Source organism: Serratia sp. BW106, from assembly GCF_002607755.1.
GTDB classification, from domain to species: Bacteria; Pseudomonadota; Gammaproteobacteria; order Enterobacterales; family Enterobacteriaceae; genus Serratia; species Serratia proteamaculans.
Genome location: NZ_MCGS01000002.1, coordinates 68,775 through 86,704 on the forward strand (window position 1 = coordinate 68,775; position 17,930 = coordinate 86,704).

17 protein-coding genes and 1 tRNA gene are annotated in these 17,930 nt (G+C 53.4%); 12 read left to right on the forward strand and 6 right to left on the reverse strand.

All coding sequences use genetic code 11. From position 1 onward, the window contains the following. The first annotated feature begins 6 nt into the window (after positions 1-6). Positions 7-1,662, forward strand: coding sequence for a GMC family oxidoreductase (locus BEI65_RS00850; protein WP_099061694.1), 1,656 nt, complete (start codon positions 7-9; stop codon positions 1,660-1,662). After that, positions 1,659-3,068 carry a cytochrome c gene (locus tag BEI65_RS00855; protein ID WP_099061695.1) on the forward strand — a complete coding sequence of 470 codons (1,410 nt, stop codon included), beginning with the start codon at positions 1,659-1,661 and terminating at the stop codon, positions 3,066-3,068. The genes BEI65_RS00850 and BEI65_RS00855 overlap by 4 nt, the downstream gene beginning before the upstream one ends. A 98-nt stretch (positions 3,069-3,166) precedes the next feature. On the opposite strand, the gene BEI65_RS00860 is transcribed toward BEI65_RS00855, so the two are convergent. After that, positions 3,167-3,382 carry a hypothetical protein gene (locus BEI65_RS00860; RefSeq protein WP_099061696.1) on the reverse strand — a complete coding sequence of 72 codons (216 nt, stop codon included), beginning with the start codon at positions 3,380-3,382 and terminating at the stop codon, positions 3,167-3,169. Positions 3,383-3,844: 462 nt separating this feature from the next. Between BEI65_RS00860 and BEI65_RS00865 the strand changes: the two genes are divergently transcribed. Next, complete coding sequence (locus BEI65_RS00865) at positions 3,845-5,839, forward strand: choline BCCT transporter BetT (RefSeq protein ID WP_085116149.1); 1,995 nt, start codon at positions 3,845-3,847, stop codon at positions 5,837-5,839. A gap of 138 nt (positions 5,840-5,977) precedes the next feature. Here the strand turns inward: BEI65_RS00865 and BEI65_RS00870 are convergent. Beyond that, positions 5,978-6,065: transfer RNA gene (locus tag BEI65_RS00870), tRNA-Ser, on the reverse strand. A gap of 228 nt (positions 6,066-6,293) precedes the next feature. Between BEI65_RS00870 and yccA the strand changes: the two genes are divergently transcribed. Both yccA and tusE read left to right on the forward strand, forming a co-directional pair. Further along, positions 6,294-6,953: an FtsH protease modulator YccA gene (gene yccA, locus BEI65_RS00875; protein ID WP_004942825.1), complete on the forward strand. Its 660-nt coding sequence runs from the start codon at positions 6,294-6,296 to the stop codon at positions 6,951-6,953. A 111-nt stretch (positions 6,954-7,064) separates the two neighbouring features. Next, positions 7,065-7,394, forward strand: coding sequence for a sulfurtransferase TusE (gene tusE / locus BEI65_RS00880; RefSeq protein ID WP_099061697.1), 330 nt, complete (start codon positions 7,065-7,067; stop codon positions 7,392-7,394). Between the two features lie 7 nt (positions 7,395-7,401). Here the strand turns inward: tusE and yccX are convergent, their stop codons facing one another. Continuing rightward, positions 7,402-7,680, reverse strand: a complete 279-nt coding sequence (yccX, locus tag BEI65_RS00885; RefSeq protein WP_099061698.1) for an acylphosphatase — start codon at positions 7,678-7,680, stop codon at positions 7,402-7,404. A 92-nt stretch (positions 7,681-7,772) separates the two neighbouring features. On the opposite strand from yccX, the gene rlmI reads away from it, so the two are divergent. Together rlmI and hspQ are read left to right on the forward strand one after the other, a co-directional pair. Beyond that, on the forward strand, positions 7,773-8,963 hold the full coding sequence (gene rlmI, locus BEI65_RS00890; RefSeq protein WP_099061699.1) for a 23S rRNA (cytosine(1962)-C(5))-methyltransferase RlmI: 1,191 nt from the start codon (positions 7,773-7,775) through the stop codon (positions 8,961-8,963). Between the two features lie 61 nt (positions 8,964-9,024). Continuing rightward, entirely contained in the window at positions 9,025-9,342 is a 318-nt protein-coding gene (gene hspQ / locus BEI65_RS00895) for a heat shock protein HspQ (protein WP_085116120.1), read from the forward strand. A 59-nt stretch (positions 9,343-9,401) separates the two neighbouring features. On the opposite strand, the gene BEI65_RS00900 is transcribed toward hspQ, so the two are convergent. Beyond that, positions 9,402-9,815, reverse strand: a complete 414-nt coding sequence (locus tag BEI65_RS00900) for a CoA-binding protein (protein WP_099061700.1) — start codon at positions 9,813-9,815, stop codon at positions 9,402-9,404. A gap of 261 nt (positions 9,816-10,076) precedes the next feature. Here BEI65_RS00900 and BEI65_RS00905 point away from each other — a divergent pair, with 261 nt between their 5' ends. Further along, entirely contained in the window at positions 10,077-10,745 is a 669-nt protein-coding gene (locus tag BEI65_RS00905) for a DUF2057 family protein (protein WP_099061701.1), read from the forward strand. A gap of 124 nt (positions 10,746-10,869) precedes the next feature. Then, positions 10,870-11,328: a methylglyoxal synthase gene (locus BEI65_RS00910; RefSeq protein ID WP_099061702.1), complete on the forward strand. Its 459-nt coding sequence runs from the start codon at positions 10,870-10,872 to the stop codon at positions 11,326-11,328. Positions 11,329-11,361: 33 nt separating this feature from the next. Here the strand turns inward: BEI65_RS00910 and helD are convergent, their stop codons facing one another. Beyond that, positions 11,362-13,416 carry a DNA helicase IV gene (gene helD, locus BEI65_RS00915; RefSeq protein ID WP_099061703.1) on the reverse strand — a complete coding sequence of 685 codons (2,055 nt, stop codon included), beginning with the start codon at positions 13,414-13,416 and terminating at the stop codon, positions 11,362-11,364. Between the two features lie 166 nt (positions 13,417-13,582). On the opposite strand from helD, the gene BEI65_RS00920 reads away from it, so the two are divergent. After that, complete coding sequence (locus BEI65_RS00920; protein ID WP_099061704.1) at positions 13,583-14,035, forward strand: YccF domain-containing protein; 453 nt, start codon at positions 13,583-13,585, stop codon at positions 14,033-14,035. A gap of 26 nt (positions 14,036-14,061) precedes the next feature. Next, positions 14,062-16,197 carry a YccS family putative transporter gene (gene yccS, locus BEI65_RS00925; RefSeq protein ID WP_099061705.1) on the forward strand — a complete coding sequence of 712 codons (2,136 nt, stop codon included), beginning with the start codon at positions 14,062-14,064 and terminating at the stop codon, positions 16,195-16,197. Here the strand turns inward: yccS and BEI65_RS00930 are convergent, their stop codons facing one another. After that, positions 16,198-16,857, reverse strand: coding sequence for a TfoX/Sxy family DNA transformation protein (locus BEI65_RS00930; protein WP_099061706.1), 660 nt, complete (start codon positions 16,855-16,857; stop codon positions 16,198-16,200). It abuts the gene before it with no gap. 232 nt (positions 16,858-17,089) lie between these two features. Between BEI65_RS00930 and sulA the strand changes: the two genes are divergently transcribed. After that, positions 17,090-17,596: an SOS-induced cell division inhibitor SulA gene (sulA, locus tag BEI65_RS00935; protein WP_099061707.1), complete on the forward strand. Its 507-nt coding sequence runs from the start codon at positions 17,090-17,092 to the stop codon at positions 17,594-17,596. Positions 17,597-17,930 lie beyond the last annotated feature (334 nt).

Genomic DNA, 17,930 nt, shown 5'->3' on the forward strand with positions numbered 1-17,930 from the left:
CTTCTGATGAAAAAACCTGTATTTACCGCCGATGGCAACGCCTCGGCCGATATTGTGATCGTGGGTTCCGGCATTGTCGGCGGCATGATGGCCGATCAATTGGTCAGCCAGGGGTATTCTGTGCTGGTACTGGAGGCGGGCCTGCGCATCGAACGCGGCCAGGCGGTAGAGAACTGGCGCAATATGCCTTTTGACAACCGCGCCGGCTCTGATTACCAGGGGCTGTATCCGCAATCGGAGTTCGCCACCGCACCGCTCTACTTCCCGGAAAACAACTATGTGGCCCTGAGTGGCCCCAGCGCAGGCAGTTTCAAGCAGGGTTATCTGCGTACCGTCGGCGGCACCACCTGGCACTGGGCCGCTTCCTGCTGGCGTCATCTGCCCAGCGATTTCCAAATGAAAACCCTGTATGGCGTGGGTCGCGACTGGCCGATTTCCTACGACGAGCTGGAACCCTACTATTGCCGGGCCGAAGAAGAAATTGGCGTAGCTGGCCCTAACGATCCGCAACAGCAGTCCCCGGTTGAGCGCAGTAAACCCTACCCGATGGATATGGTGCCCTGGGCTCACGGCGATATCCGCTTTGCCGAAGTGGTCAACCCGCACGGCTACCGGTCGGTTCCGATCCCGCAGGGGCGCAGTACCCATCCGTGGAAAGGCCGTCCGACCTGCTGTGGTAACAACAATTGCCAGCCCATCTGCCCGATAGGCGCCATGTACAACGGTATTCATCACGTTGAACGCGCAGAGATGAAAGGCGCGGTCGTGCTGGCGGAAGCGGTGGTGTACAAAATCGACACCGATGAACAGAATCAGGTGACTGCGGTACATTGGCTGGACAGCAAAAAACAGTCCCATCAGGCCACGGCCAAGGCTTTTGCGCTGGCCTGTAATGGCATAGAAACCCCACGCCTGCTGCTGATGGCCGCTAATGAGCGCAATCCGAACGGCATCGCCAACGCTTCCGATCAGGTGGGCCGCAACATGATGGACCATTCAGGTTTTCACTGCACTTTCCTGGCGAAAGAACCTCTGTGGCTGGGCCGTGGTCCGGCGCAAAGCAGCTGTCTGGTTGGCCCGCGTGATGGTGAGTTCCGTAAAGACTACTCGGCCAATAAAATGATCCTCAACAACATCAACCGGGTGGTACCTGCAACCCAACAGGCGTTGGAAAAAGGGTTGGTCGGCAAAGCGTTAGATGCCGAGATCCGCCGTCGCGCCGCCTATGGCGTCGATTTGTCCATTAGTCTGGAACCGTTACCAGACCCGAATAACCGCCTGACGCTGAGCAAAACCCGCAAAGATGCCCATGGCCTGCCTTGCCCGGACATCCACTACGACGTTGGCGACTACGTGCGTAAAGGTGCAGAGGCCGCGCACAAACAACTGGAGCACATTGGTCAGCTGTTTGACGCCGATGAGTTTAATATCACCACCAGCCTGAACGCCAACAACCATATTATGGGCGGCACCATCATGGGCCACAGCCCTGAAGATTCGGTGGTGGACGGTAACTGCCGGACTCATGACCATGCCAATCTTTGGTTGCCGGGCGGTGGTGCCATTCCTTCCGCCAGCGTGGTGAACAGTACCCTGACCATGGCGGCGTTGGGCATCAAGGCCGCCGATGACATTGCGCGCAAGCTGGCGGTGAAGTCATGAGAAAACAGGCGAGACTGACGCTGCTATCCCTGCTGTTACTCGGCAGCAGCGCCGCACAGGCGGCAAACGAAGCTGACCTGAGCGGCGTGGCGTTGATTAAGAAAGGCGAACAGATTGCCATCGCCTCCGACTGCCAGGCCTGCCATACCAAACCGGAAGGCGGTACGCCGTTTGCCGGCGGCTATGGTATCAGTTCCCCCATGGGGGTGATTTACGCCACTAATATCACCCCGTCCAACGTCGAGGGTATTGGCAGTTATAGCGAACAGCAGTTTGCCCGCGCGGTCAGGGACGGTATTCGTGCCGATGGCACCCACCTCTACCCCGCCATGCCCTATACCTCTTACACCCGGTTGAGCGACGCGGATATCACGGCGCTGTATGCCTACTTTATGCACGGCGTGAAACCGGCCGATCAGAAAAATACGCTGACCGACCTGCCATTCCCGTTCAACCTGCGCTTTAGCATGGCCGCCTGGAATCTGTTGTTCCTGAAAGACGGTCGCTTTGCGCCCGATGCCAACAAGAGCGAACAATGGAACCGCGGGGCCTATCTGGTCAATGGTCCGGGGCACTGCGACACCTGCCACACCCCACGCAACCTGCTGATGGCTGAAGACGATAGCCAGGCGCTGGCGGGCGGTATGGTGGGCAGTTGGTATGCCCCCAACATCACTTCAGATCCGATCAGCGGCATCGGCGGTTGGAGTCAGCAGCAATTGGTCCAGTACCTGAAAACGGGCCAGGTGGCCGGCAAGAATCAGGCGGCGGGCGGCATGGCGGAGGCTATCGAAAACAGCCTGCAGTATTTTTCCGATGAGGATCTATCGGCCATCGCCGTTTATCTGAAAAGCACCACGCCGATCCGCGACCTCAACGACAGCCAGGCTGCCGACAGCTATGGCAAGCCATCGAGTGTTGAGCCTCAGTTGCGCGGGTTACAGCCTGCCACGGCGAATAACACCCTGACCGACGGCGCCGCACTGTTCAGCGGCAACTGCGCCAGCTGTCATCAGCCGGACGGCAGCGGCAGTAAAAATCAGGCTTACCCTTCGTTGTTCAACAATACCGCCACCGGTGTCGGCAACCCGGCTAACCTGATTTCGGCCATGCTGTTTGGCGTTGAGAGAAGGGTCGGCAGTCAACACGTGCTGATGCCAAACTTTGGCCCACAGTCGTATGTGAATCCACTGAACGATCAACAGATCGCCGCTATCAGCAACTTTGTCCTGCAACAGTATGGTAACCCGGCGGTTAAAGTCAGCGCCGCGGACGTCGCCATATTGCGCCAAGGCGGCCCGATCCCACTGCTGGCGCGGTTGCAGCCTTATATGGCTCCGGCAATCGGCATTGCGGTACTGGCGTTGCTGATTCTGGTATGGCGGGTAGGGAGAAAACGGCGTTAAATACTGTGACTGCAGGCTGGGGAGCTATCCCTGGCCTGCTGGCATGGCCGCAAGTCGCACAGGGATAGTTTCTGCATTTATTCCGGCGTAAGGTGCGGTTATTGAGTTTGATTCTCCACACGGGTGATGCCGTGTTTGTTCATCACTTCTTCCATGGTCAGATTGTCATCATCCGGCGTTTCGTCAATGACAACATCTTGCGGGCGAACGTAAGGTTTAGTGGCACGTTTGAACATCCACCACCAAACGAACACCAGAAACGCACCGGACTTCAGAAAAATCATGGTCCACAATGCTATTTGATACCAGCTCATCTCTATCTCCATGAAAGCGTTAAGCGCGATCGCGTCGCTCTATTTTACCCTCTGTATGACTCTGATCAAGCGCCAACGGCACATCCCTCTGGTTCAAGCCGCTGTTATAGGGGTTTCTCTCATGATCTGCTCTACCCCGCCGCTAAAAGCTCCTTTCCTACCACTGACGCCCGACAGCCGCAGTCTGCTGCGGTGTTGATGTACATACAGGCATTACTCGGCCAGGCTGTCTTATCCCTTCGAAAAGAGTGAATTGTCTTTCCTGAGCGCTCTCTTTTCATATAGCTAAAACATCTAACAAAACCACTTAAAATAGCCGTTTTAACCAAAAAATGTCAATTACCTCGTTTTTTCGCTATACTCGCCGAGTTAAATTTCTCGGGCAGCTGTTCGCCCACTTTTTATGGAGCTGTTTTAAAGGATTAACCCCCATTCCCTAACGGACTAGCTAGAAGGTATTCTATGAGCCAAAACGACACTGAAATTGTGGCACGTCGTAGCCATATCAATCCTCCGGTATTTTTTATCTCTGCCGCTTTAATCATCATCCTGGTGGCCTTTGCCGCCCTGTACCCCGAGTTAGCCGATCGCAAATTCAAAGCGTTGCAACAGGGTATTTTCACCAACGCCAGCTGGTTTTACATTCTGGCGGTCGCACTGATCCTGCTGAGCGTGACCTATCTGGGTTTGTCGCGTTACGGCAATATCAAGCTTGGGCCGGATCACGCCCAACCCGACTTTAGTTATGTTTCATGGTTCGCCATGCTATTTTCCGCCGGGATGGGCATCGGTCTGATGTTCTTTGGTGTCGCCGAACCGGTGATGCATTACCTTTCTCCCCCTGTCGGAACGCCGGAAACAGTGGAAGCGGCTAAACAGGCCATGCGCCTAACCTTCTTCCACTGGGGCCTGCATGCCTGGGCGATTTATGCCATCGTGGCGTTGATTCTGGCCTTCTTCAGCTATCGTCACGGCCTGCCGCTGACGCTGCGTTCCGCGTTGTACCCGATTATTGGCGATCGCATCTATGGGCCGATTGGCCACGCGGTAGATATTTTTGCGGTGATCGGTACCGTGTTCGGCGTCGCCACCTCATTGGGCTACGGCGTCTTACAGGTCAATGCCGGTCTTAACCACCTGTTTGGCTTGCCGATCAACGCCACGGTACAGGTGGTGCTGATCGTGGTGATCACCGGCCTGGCGACGCTGTCAGTGGTGTCCGGGCTGGATAAAGGCATCCGCATTCTGTCCGAATTGAACCTCGGCCTGGCGGTGCTGCTGCTGGTCCTGGTGGCTGCACTCGGCCCAACCGTGCTGTTACTAAAATCCTTTGTAGAAAATACCGGCGGTTATCTTTCTGACATCGTCAGCAAGACTTTTAACCTGTATGCCTACGAGCCAAAATCCAGTAACTGGCTGGGCGGGTGGACGCTATTGTATTGGGGCTGGTGGTTGTCCTGGTCGCCTTTCGTCGGCATGTTTATCGCCCGCGTTTCACGCGGACGTACCATCCGTGAATTCGTCACCGGCGTGCTGTTCGTTCCCGCAGGTTTCACACTGCTGTGGATGACGGTGTTCGGTAACAGTGCCATTAATCTGATCATGGCCGAAGGGGCGCGCGATCTGGCTGACACGGTGCAAAATGACGTAGCACTGGCGTTGTTCAACTTCCTGGAACATTTCCCGTTCTCTAATATTCTGTCATTTATCGCCATGGCGATGGTGGTGGTGTTCTTCGTCACGTCGGCGGATTCGGGGGCGATGGTGGTAGATACCCTGGCTTCCGGTGGTACCGACCAAACGCCGGTCTGGCAGAGGATTTTCTGGGCCGCCATGATGGGTCTGGTCGCCATTGCCCTGCTGCTCGCAGGTGGGCTAAGCGCGCTGCAAACCGTGACCATCGCCAGTGCCCTGCCGTTCTCGATGATCTTGCTGGTGTCGATCTACGGGCTATTAAAGGCCTTGCGTATCGACGCCTATAAGCGCGACAGCCAGGTGATGACCACTATTGCACCGACTGCCGCACGCAATCCGATCTCATGGCAACGGCGCTTACGTAATATCGCCTACTTCCCTAAACGCTCTCAGGTAAAACGGTTTGTCGGTGAAGTGGTTCAACCAGCCATGACGCTGGTAGAAGCAGAATTAGCCAAGCAAAACACCACGTCCTCGATTGATGATTCACAGGACGATCGCATCCGTTTCGAAGTCGATTTGGGTGAAGACCTGAACTTTGTCTATGAGGTGCGCCTGCGGGCTTACATTCAACCGGCCTTTGCCCTGGCCGGGTTGAAAGACGAAGAACGTGATGAAGAACATAAGTACTACCGGGGTGAAGTCCACCTGAAGGAAGGGGGCCAGGATTACGATGTGATGGGCTGGACGCAAGAACAGATCATCCACGATATTCTCGACCAGTACGAGAAACACCTGCACTTCCTGCATTTGGTACGCTAGTTCCCTGCGCTACTGTTCTATTCAGCCGCCCCATCCGGGGCGGTTTTTTTATGCCATAAGCACTATGACATCAGCGCAACAAGCCATCTTTAGGACATAAAAAAACCCCGCGCTCTAAGAGCACGGGGTCATAATTTATGGCGGAGGAGCAGAGATTCGAACTCTGGAACGGTTTCCCGTCGACGGTTTTCAAGACCGTTGCCTTCAGCCACTCGGCCACCCCTCCGCAACGAGCCGAACTATAAACACAGCTGATCCGCTTGTAAAGCCCATTACCGTTCAATCGAGCGAAAAAACAGCAACTGACGTGCAAGCGTTGAAGAAACCACCAACGCCGGTTCAATGTTGCAGCAATGATGACTAAGGGTAAAGATTGGTAAACAAACTTTAATCAAATGCTTGCGCTGCCTATCATCGTCACTAATTTTGTGATGACCTGATAAGAGAGATCATTATGGACCGTATTGTCGTCTCATCCTCCTCGCGTGACTCGTTACTGAGTACACATAAGGTTCTGCGTAACACCTATTTCCTGCTTTCGCTGACGCTGGCTTTCTCTGCGCTTACCGCAACGGCCAGCACCATGCTGGGGCTGCCGGCGCCGGGCCTGTTGCTGATGCTGGTCGGTTTCTATGGGCTGATGTTCCTGACCCATAAGCTGGCGAACAGCCCAGCGGGCATTCTGGCGGCCTTCGCGCTGACCGGTTTTATGGGTTACGCCCTGGGGCCGATCCTCAGCTCGTTCATTAATACCGGAGCCGGCGACCTGATCATGCTGGCACTGGGTGGCACCGCGGTGGTGTTCTTCTGCTGTTCGGCCTACGTGCTGACCACGCGCAAGGATATGTCGTTCCTGTCCGGGATGATGATGGCCGGTTTTGTGGTGCTGCTCGTTGCCGTCATCGCCAACCTGTTCCTGCAGATCCCTGCCCTGCATCTGGCCATTAGCGCGCTGTTTATCCTGTTCTCCGCCGGTGCCATCCTGTGGGAAACCAGCAACATTATCCACGGCGGCGAAACTAACTACATTCGCGCCACCGTCAGTCTGTACGTGTCGCTGTACAACATGTTCATCAGCCTGTTGAGCATTCTGGGCTTCGCGCGCAGCAACTGATTCAACGTCTGAGAAATACCCAAAGCCCCGCTCCGGCGGGGCTTTATTTTTTGCAGCGACAAAAGTTTGCTAAACTGGCGGCCGTTCTGAATTACCCGTTACCGAGGCAGTATGTTGGAGTATGAAGGTCAGGTTATTGAAACCGACGCACAGGGTTACCTGAAAAACAGCGCGGACTGGCATGAGGCCCTGGCGCCACTGCTGGCCGCACAGGAAGAGATAATACTGAGCGAGGCACATTGGGAAGTAGTGCGTTTCGTCCGCAGCTTTTACCTGGAATTTAATACTTCACCGGCGATCCGCATGCTGGTCAAAGCCATGGCGCAGAAATACGGCGAAGAGAAAGGCAACAGCCGTTATCTCTACCGTCTGTTCCCCAAAGGTCCGGCCAAGCAGGCCACCAAAATTGCCGGCCTGCCGAAACCGGTAAAATGCATCTGATACCCGGCTAATAGCGAATGCTGAAGCCTTGATAATCGGCGGTGCCTCGCGGTTCCACCAGCACGCGATCAACACGTGCGCTGCGCGGGCCGCCATTTTTCAGCCATTCCACCAGTTTATCCACCTGAGGTTGTTCGCCGCAGGCCACCACTTCTACGCTGCCGTCATCAAGATTACGTGCGTAACCGCTCAATCCCAACGCCGTCGCATGATGCTGGGTGTTATAGCGAAACCCAACCCCTTGCACTACGCCATAGGCATACGCAGCAATGCAAACTTGTGTCATAATCGCCCCCTTATCGACTTACATTTATGGTATTGCCTGTGCGTTTGCACGGCGATGTCACTCTTTTTATCTAGCTGGCAGCATTCTTAATTATGACCGTACGCCTGTATCTCGCCAAAGGACGTGAAAAGTCCTTACTCCGTCGCCACCCATGGGTATTTTCCGGCGCTGTTCAACGTATTGAAGGTAAAGCCCTTTCTGGCGAAACCATCGATATTCACGACGCCCAGGGCAAATGGCTGGCACGCGGTGCCTACTCGCCGGAGTCGCAAATCCGCGCCCGCGTCTGGACTTTCCAGCAAGAAGAAGAGATTAACATCGAATTCTTCATCCGCCGTTTACAACAGGCGCAAACCTGGCGTGATTGGGTTGCCAAACGTGATGGGCTGGACAGCTACCGTCTGATTGCCGGTGAATCCGACGGTATGCCGGGCATCACTATCGATCGCTTCCAGAACTTCCTGGTGCTGCAGTTACTGTCCGCCGGTGCTGAATATCAGCGTGCCGCGTTGATTACCGCTTTGCAGCATTGTTACCCGGAATGTGCCATCTACGATCGTTCAGACGTAGCAGTGCGTAAAAAAGAAGGTTTACCGTTAGCCCAAGGCCAGGTGCTGGGCGATCTGCCCCCTGCTCTGCTGCCGATTACCGAACATGGCATGAAACTACTGGTAGATATTCAGCAAGGCCATAAGACCGGTTTTTACCTCGACCAGCGCGACAGCCGTCTGGCAGCACGTAATTACTCCGCCGGCCGTCGCGTACTGAACTGCTTCTCCTATACCGGTGCCTTCGCCGTGTCTGCCCTGATGGGTGGCTGTACGCAGGTGATCAGCGTTGATACGTCGCAAGCCGCATTGGATATCGCCAAACAGAACGTCGAGCTGAACAAGTTAGACCTGAGCAAAGCCGAATTTGTCCGTGATGACGTGTTCCAACTGCTGCGCGCCTACCGTACTCAGGGTGAGAAATTCGACCTGATCATTATGGATCCGCCGAAGTTCGTCGAAAACAAGAACCAACTGGCCGGTGCTTGCCGCGGCTACAAAGATATCAACATGTTGGCGCTGCAATTGCTGAACCCGGGCGGTATTTTACTCAGCTTCTCTTGTTCCGGCCTGATGCCAACCGATTTATTCCAGAAAATTTTAGCCGATGCCGCTGTAGATGCCGGGCGTGATGTACAATTTATAGAGCAGTATCGTCAGGCTGCCGATCACCCGGTTATCGCGACTTATCCTGAAGGGCTGTATTTGAAAGGGTTTGCGTGTCGGGTGATGTAACTTGAAATACGCTGTTTTGCCCTCATATAGAGAGCAAGGCACTGTTTCTCAGGAGGTCATCATGATTGCCAGCAAATTCGGTATCGGGCAACAGGTTCGGCATAAGCTGCTGGGGTATTTGGGGGTGGTGATTGATATCGACCCTGAATACTCTATGGACCAGCCTAAAGCTGATGAAATAGCGGCGAATACCGATCTACGGTTCGCTCCTTGGTACCACGTGGTGATGGAAGACGAAGAAGGCCAACCGGTGCATACCTATCTGGCGGAAGCACAGTTAGATGGGGAAGCCCAGGACGCTCATCCTGAACAACCATCGCTGGACGAATTGGCGGAGTCTATCCGACACCAGCTACAAGCCCCACGCCTGCGCAACTGATGCGCCAGGCCTGAGAAACACCCGATAAGAGCCTGGCACTATGCCAGGCTTTTTATTTTTCAGCGCTCCAGCCCCAGACGCGGGATTTCGATTTTAGGACAGCGATCCATCACCACCTTCAACCCCGCTTCGCTTGCCAATGCCGCTGCCTGTTCATTAATAACGCCGATTTGCAGCCACAGAGCCTTGGCACCGATCGCAATGGCCTCTTGCGCTACCGTGTATGCCGCTTCTGAATTACGGAACACGTCAACCATGTCCACCGGATGCGGAATATCTTTCAATGTGCCATAGGCCTGCTGACCTAGCAGCGTTTTTCCGGCCAGTTTTGGGCTGACCGGCGTAACCTGATATCCCTGTGCAAGCAGATAGGCCATCACACCAAAACTGGGTCGTGCCGGATTGTCACTGGCACCCACCAGCGCAATGGTTTTCACCTGCTGCAACAGACCGGCAATCTCGTTGTCTTGCATTTTCCGCTCCCAATGATCAACGGGGGATTTCCCTATTTCGAGTGTAACCCATTGACCTTAAATCGGCTAAACCTGGGGTCCCGGAAACTCCCGGCGACTTTTGCGGTCTGATGCTGTCACTGCCAGCATATGCCGGTTTAAAAAGTGTCAAAATGAATATAAGTGTGTACATTTGTAACTTAAACCATGATGCTGAAAAACTTTGACACAACCTGTGGCGTGTTCAACACTGATAGCGATGCTACTTATAAGGAGATAACAATGAAATTTGGTCTGATGGTTGCGGGGCTGCTCAGCATCAGTATTAGCATGCCTGCCGTGGCTACGACCCTGAAACTCTCCCCTGACATCGACCTGCTGGTGGTCGACGGCAAGAAAATGACAGGATCGTTGTTAAAAGGCGCCGACAGCCTGGAGCTGGATGGCGGGCAACATCAGTTGCTGTTTAAAGTGGTCAAATCTGTACGCTCAGGGCAAAACGATCAAACGGCCTATACTTCACCACCGCTGATCGCCACCTTCAATACGCAAAATGTCAGCTCCGTCGCCATTGAGCTGCCGCGCATTGAAAATGTTCGGGACGGTCAGCGATTTGACAAGACGCTAAATTATCAGGTGATTGATAAAAACGGCAACGCGCTGGTGATGAAACACGATGTATTGCACCCCGATGGCGTCACGCTCAGCGTCGATCTGGAAAAGGTAATGGCGGATTATAACAGTCAGAAACGCCCTGCCTCCGTACCGGCCTTCACCCACGCACGCTCCACTGCCTCCTCCTCACTGGGTAGCGCAGTGTTAAACTCCCCCACGGTGACGCTGAAAGGTGAAAACGTTTCCGAACAGATGCTGCAATACTGGTATCAGCAGGCGGACAAAGAAACGCAGAAGCGTTTTCTCCACTGGGCCAATAAACAGGCAGTGCGTTAAGTAAGATTGCCGACGCCTTTATTTAAAGGCGCGCTTTCTTCGCATTTTCAGGTGTAAACGCTAGGCAGTGAAAAGCAGTTTCAGTAATCTGTCGCACATCCCCTGATTAGCGAAGGAAATCCAGATGGAATTTACCACCCGCACTATCGCCGCGCGCAAACACATTGCGCTGGTGGCGCACGATCACCGTAAACAAGCCCTGCTGGCATGGGTAGAAGACAATAAGGCCTTGCTGGAACAACACCAACTTTATGCCACCGGCACCACCGGTAACCTGGTGCAACAAGCCAGTGGTATTCCGGTGCATAGCATGCTGAGCGGGCCGATGGGGGGCGACCAGCAAGTTGGTGCACTGATTGCCGAAGGCAAAATCGATATGTTGATCTTCTTCTGGGATCCCTTGAACGCGGTCCCCCATGATCCGGATGTGAAAGCCCTGCTGCGCCTGGCGACCGTGTGGAATATCCCCGTCGCCACCAACCGCTCAACCGCAGATTTTCTGATTGGCTCTTCACTGTTCAAAAGCGAAGTAGAAATCGCCATCCCTGACTACCAACGCTATTTGCAGGATCGCCTGAAATAACCCTTAAGGCCTGGTTTCCGCCAGGCCTTAAGTTCAGGGTTTTTTCTGCGACGGTACGCCAAGATCCTGAAGTTGTTCCACGAACACCGACGGACGCTCGCGATCCTGTAAGAGCCATACCTGATGCTTGGCGCGAGTCAGCGCCACATACAGCAAGCGTCGCTCCTCTGCATCCGGGAAATCTTCCGGTTGCGGCAACAGCACATCTTCCAATATCGACTCACGCGCAACCGCGGGGAAGCCATCGTTGCCTTCATGCAAACCAGCGATAATCACATACTCAGCCTGCTGCCCTTTGCTGGCGTGGATGGTCATAAACTCAATGGTCAATTTAGGCCAGCGGGTCGCCGCTTTTGACAACACTTGCGGTTTCAGATGATGGTAACGCGCCAGCACCAGGATCCTTTCTTCCGGCTTGGCATAACCGCTTAGCTTATCCAACAAATTTTCAAGCTGTTCATGCGGTAACAGAACTACCGATTTCTTATTACCTTTACTCAAGCTGTTCAACGGTTTTTTCAACTGATGCGGGTTCTGCTGTACAAAGCGGTTTGCCACCTCACCGATGCGCTCATTGAAACGGTAAGTCGTATCAAGCGCGCACTGGGCACCTTCGCCAAAGTTATCGGCAAACGCCGTGGTTAACGTCAGTTCGGCCCCGCTGAAGCGGTAAATGGCCTGCCAGTCGTCACCCACCGCAAACAAACAGGTTTGCTTGTTTTGTTTACGCAGCGCCGCCAGCAATTGCGCACGCTGTGGTGAGATATCCTGAAACTCATCCACCAGAATGTGCTTCCACGGGCTGACAAAACGCCCTTTCTCCAGAATATTGACCGCCTGGTGGATAAGACCGGAGAAATCAACCGCCCCTTCCTCTTTCAGCGCGCCTTTCCAGGCCTTGAGCAAGGGTGCCATCAGCCGGATACGTTTTGAGAACAGGTCACGGATCTCTTCATCCGCCTGTTCTATCATTTCGGCCTGGCTACCGCCGTGCATCCTCATCAGCCCCAGCCAGCGTTCGAGACGACCTGCCAGCCGTTCAGCCAAGCGTTTATCCTGCCAAAAATCGCCTTCAGGCACTTCCCATTCCAGCTCTTCAATCAACCATTGCCGCCACCCTTTGGCCTGGGCTTTTTTCTCGGCACACTGCTGCTGCCAATGCGCTATCAACAAAGCTCGTCGAGCCTTGCTGTCTGTTTCCAGCTTACTGATCGCCGGCACTTTACGGTTACCCTGCTGAATAATTTGCAGCGCCAGCGCGTGGAAAGTTTTGGCCTGAATCGCCACGCTACCCAAGCGCTCCTGAATACGCTCGTTCATCTCTTCCGCCGCCTGACGACCAAATGCCAGCAACAGTATTTGCCCGGGTTCAGCCTCCTGACGACGCAGCAGCCAGCCGGCTCGCGCCACCAGCACCGAGGTTTTACCGCTACCAGCCCCAGCCAGCACCAGCACCGAGTCTTCACCATTGACCACTGCGCGGCTTTGCGAGTCGTTCAGCGGTGAAGTTTCGATGTTCTGGAAGAAATCGTGGTAGGCCTCCAGCATACGTTCGGTCCACTGCTGATTACGCAGCCCTACGCTGCGCAACCCCTGCTGCAGCCATTGCTGGCAAAGCTGATAATCATCCCGGCAATTGTCGAATTGATCCAACCGTGCCACCGGCATGGGTAAGGCGCCGAAAGACTCGCGGATTTGTTGCTGCAACTTGCCCAGTTCGGATTTTTTAAACCACTTATCCTGCTGTTCAATACGCTGAATATGTTCAACCTGCTGGCGCAACACGCCGGCGCTGACTTCGCTCATCTCGGCGCTCCACTGTTGCCAGGCCTGCTGGAGATGATGATAGAAGCGCTGAGTTTCCTGCCATTCGGTACCGTGCAAGCGCACCACTTTTTCATCCGGCAGCTCAAACTCCAGCTCGCCCCAGACGATGCCTCGCTTACACCTGACATGAATCAACTGATTGAAAGGAATGAGATATTCATGTTTTTCACCGCTCACCTCGACACCGGCGTGCAGCAACCGCACACGGTTATAAGGATGCTGAGCCAGGTGTTTCCCCAGCGATGTCGCTTTAAGTTCCATATCTTCGCGCCATGACTATGTTGAGATTAAATAACGGATATCTGCCAGTTTACCTGTGATAAGCAGTGACACTCTAGCGCTAAAAAAAGGGTAGAATAGATTTTGCGTTTTGATAGCAAACGCAACCGCATCGCGGTTTGGCCATCATTAGAGCAGAATGACGACTATGCGTACTGTACTGAATATTCTTAATTTTGTGTTAGGCGGCTTTTTCACCACCCTTGGCTGGCTGGTCGCAACGGTGTTTAGCGTGCTGCTGATCATCACCCTACCGTTAACCCGCTCCTGCTGGGAAATCACCAAACTATCGTTACTGCCTTTCGGCAACGAAGCTATTCACGTTAATGAATTGTACCCGGAAAAAAGCAACGCGCTGCTTTCCGCCAGCGGTTCACTGCTGAATATTGTCTGGCTGATCCTGTTCGGCTGGTGGCTGTGCCTGTCACATATTGCTGCCGGTATTGTGCAGTGCGTGACGATTATTGGCATTCCGGTAGGCATAGCCAATTTCAAAATCGCCGCTATTGCCCTGTGGCCGGTTGGACGCCGTGTGGTGTCCGTTGAGATGGCGCAACAGGCCAGAACTGAAAATGCCCGACGTCAGTACCAGCAGCGTTAATTTTTTCTCCGCCTGAGGAGTTTTTCGTGCTCTCTTTTGCACCAGCAATACGCCGTTATGCCTACAACAGCAATCTGCTTTATGACCTGCGTATTTTTATTGCGCTGGCCGGCGCTGCCGCCGTACCCTGGTGGCTCGCCATTCCCAAGCTCACCATTCCCCTGACTCTGGGGGTGGTGGCAGCGGCATTGACCGATCTGGATGATCGCCTGACTGGCAGACTGCGCAATCTGCTGATCACGTTGGTGTGTTTTTTTGTCGCCTCCGCCTCCATTGAACTGTTGTTCCCTTATCCCTGGCTGTTCGCGCTCGGCCTGACCACTTCCACCTGCGGTTTTATTTTGCTGGGTGCGCTCGGGCAACGCTACGCCACCATTGCGTTTGGTGCTCTGCTGATCGCGGTCTATACCATGCTCGGCACTTCAATGTACGACGCCTGGTATCAACAACCGATGCTACTGATCATCGGTGCCCTGTGGTACAACCTGCTGACGCTGATTGGACACCTGATCTTCCCTATCCGCCCATTGCAGGAAAACCTGGCACGTTGTTACAATCAGTTGGCGAATTATCTGGATGCCAAAGCCAACCTGTTTGATCCCGACGTCGAGCATGATGCAGACCTGCCGTGGATGGATGTTGCCATGGCCAACAGTGCTCTGGTGACCATTCTGAACCAGACCAAAGTTTCATTGCTGACGCGGTTAAAAGGCGATCGAGGTCAACGCGGTACCCGCCGCACGTTGCATTATTATTTCGTTGCCCAGGATATCCATGAGCGCGCCAGTTCCTCTCACGTTCAATATCAAGCCCTGAGCCGACAATTCCGCCACAGTGATATTCTGTTCCGATTCCAGCGTTTGCTCAGCATGCAAGCACGCGCCTGTCAGCAGTTGGCACAGTCGATTTTGCTGCGGCAGAAGTATCAGCACAACCCTCGCTTTGAACCGGCCTTTGCCCGTATTGAAGAAGCTCTGACTCGCATCGCCATCACCCCGGAAAATCGTGAGTTAACCAAAGCGCTGTCACACCTGTTAAAAAACTTACGCGCGATTGACGCACAATTGGCGAATATTGAGTCCGAACAGGCATTGGCCAACGGTCAGGTGGAAGAGAATAGCCTGTCGGATGACCGGATCACCGGCTGGAGCGACATCCGCTTGCGTATCAGCCGCCATCTGACACCTCAGTCGGCCTTATTCCGCCACGCCATCCGCATGTCAGCGGTGTTGTGCGTGGGTTATGCCTTTATTCAGTTTACCGGCATGCAGCACGGTTATTGGATCCTGTTAACCAGTCTGTTTGTCTGCCAACCGAATTACAATGCCACGCGTCGCCGGCTGGCGCTTCGAATTATCGGCACGCTTGCTGGTATTCTTATCGGTCTGCCGATCCTCTATTTTGTGCCTTCACTGGAAGGCCAGATGGTGCTGATTGTTATCAGCGGCGTGCTTTTTTTTGCTTTTCGAACCGTGCAATATGCACACGCCACCATGTTTATTACCCTACTGGTATTGCTGTGCTTTAACCTGCTGGGTGAAGGTTTTGAAGTCGCCGCGCCTCGCGTTTACGACACGATTTTAGGGTGTGCCATCGCTTGGGCGGCAGTCAGTTTTATCTGGCCAGACTGGAAGTTCCGCCAACTGCCGGCAGTTGTCAGCAAAACGCTGAACGCCAACTGCCGTTATCTGGATGCCATTCTGGTGCAATACCATCAGGGCAAAGATAATGGCCTTCCTTATCGTATCGCTCGCCGGGATGCACACAACAGTGATGCAGAGTTGGCTTCGGTGATATCCAACATGTCTGCCGACCCCAAAGCCAATAAGGAAGTTCAGGAAGCCGCCTTTCGCCTGCTGTGTTTAAACCACACCTTATTGAGTTATATCTCTGCGCTGGGCGCCCACCGTGAGCGCCTGAACAACCCTGCTACGTTGGATCTGCTGAATGATGCAGTTTGTTATGTCGATGGCGCCCTGCATTGGGAAGAACAGGACGAACAACGCATCACTCAGGCGTTGGAAAGTCTGGCAGAACGTATTCAGCACGCAGCGCCGGAACCGGAAAGCAAAGATCAATTGGTATTACAGCAGATTGGATTGGTGATTGAATTGCTTCCGGAACTCACGATGCTCAATGCGCAAATTGGCAAATCGGCCTAATCACCCGGGGCCTTTTATCAGGCCCCGAACTCCCGGGTTATGTCCGTGGCTAAGCAACGACATGGTTCGCTCAAACCAATGAGTCAGCTCACTACGCATTTCCGAGGGTAAGGCAGCATGATGATAACCGGCAATGGCTCCCCCCAGAGAAAGCAGTACCCGTAGGCCCAAATTGCGTTGCTGCTGCAACAGACGGAGATAGCTGCGCTTGGCACCGTTCAGACGTAAATCATAAACATTGCGAATGCCCGCCCGCCAGAGTAAACGTTCCATATTGATGTCGATGTTCGGCAAGGCCTTCAGACGCCCCTGGTTATCCGTTTTCACCTTAAGTTCCCGGCGTGCTTCCCGAATTGCCTGCCAGGCTAACCCTACAAGTTCTCCACGATCCCGCCATAGCGTTTCATCAACCCAGTAATAACGCATGGTTATGGGTACTCCACGCTTGGAGTAAACCATATTAACCATTCCGCGTTCGCGGAAGGCTGGCTCCAGGCTATCCGTCGCGCGAAGATACAGCTCCCCTTCGGCAATCACCGCGAACATGACGCCATCGGCCAGTATCCCGTACCCACCGAATTGTGAGCGTGTTGTGATGCCACCTAATGCGTAAAAATAAGCTTTGGCCTGTACGATCCTTCCCGTTGATGTCCCTTTCATAGCGTTCTCCTGGTGTAGGTTACCCTTCTATTATTCCTCTCATCAATGAAATAAAGGTAACGTGAACAAGTAATTAGAAAAATACGCACTATCCGCAGTCATGCCAATCACAAAAGCCCGTCGTATAAAAAATAATCGCAATTATGCGAGGTACCACGAAGATTTGGGTTGATCTTAATCACAATAGGATATACTGTATAAACATACAGTGACACTACGGGCGGGATACTTTATGCGTACTCAATCACTCTACAAAACCAATTTCAGCCACAGCTCTTTTGCGGTGAATAATGCTGCAGAAAGCACGGATGCCGGCAAAGAGAATGGCCTTATCAGTGAACTTGTTTACAACGAGCATCAGCCCGCAGTGGCGCAACTATTGCTGCCACTGTTGCAGCAGTTGGGTATGCAGTCACGCTGGCTGTTATGGCTGACCCCACAGCAAAAACTGAGTAAGTTGTGGCTACAGCAATCCGGTTTGCCGGTGGGGAAAGTGGTGCAACTGAGTCAAATTCATCCGTTGGACACGGTTGAAGCGATGGAAAAAGCGCTGCTGACGGGTAACTACAGTGTAGTTCTTGGATGGCTGCCCGATCTTACAGAAGAAGATCGTCTAAAATTAAGGCGTGCGGCAGAATTAGGTAACGCTTATGGGTTCATAATGCGTCCTCAACGTGACATAAACCCGATTCACGGACACTGTTCCACCCTAAAAATTCACTCTTCTTTGTATCATTAAGTAAATTTAGGATTTTTCCCATCATTTTCATCTCCCTGCAAGGGAACCTTTATGGGATCAGGGACAAAGCGAGTGCGGCTGCGGTTCCGCGACCTAAATCCAAGGTCAAAATGCTCGCTTTTTTGCCGGTTAATGTTAGTAAATATGTATGTTTCTGCGTTTTTTTTTAGAGCTTTATCACATCACACTTGTAACTTTCGCGCCACGTTGTAGACTTTACATCGCCAAGGTTGCTCTATAACGCCAGATAAACTGGCCGAGTAACAAACGAGGGCTCAAACCTTGGCGAAGGAATTTAACCAAGGGCTTAAACAGCTTTAAAGCTCATTGCCTA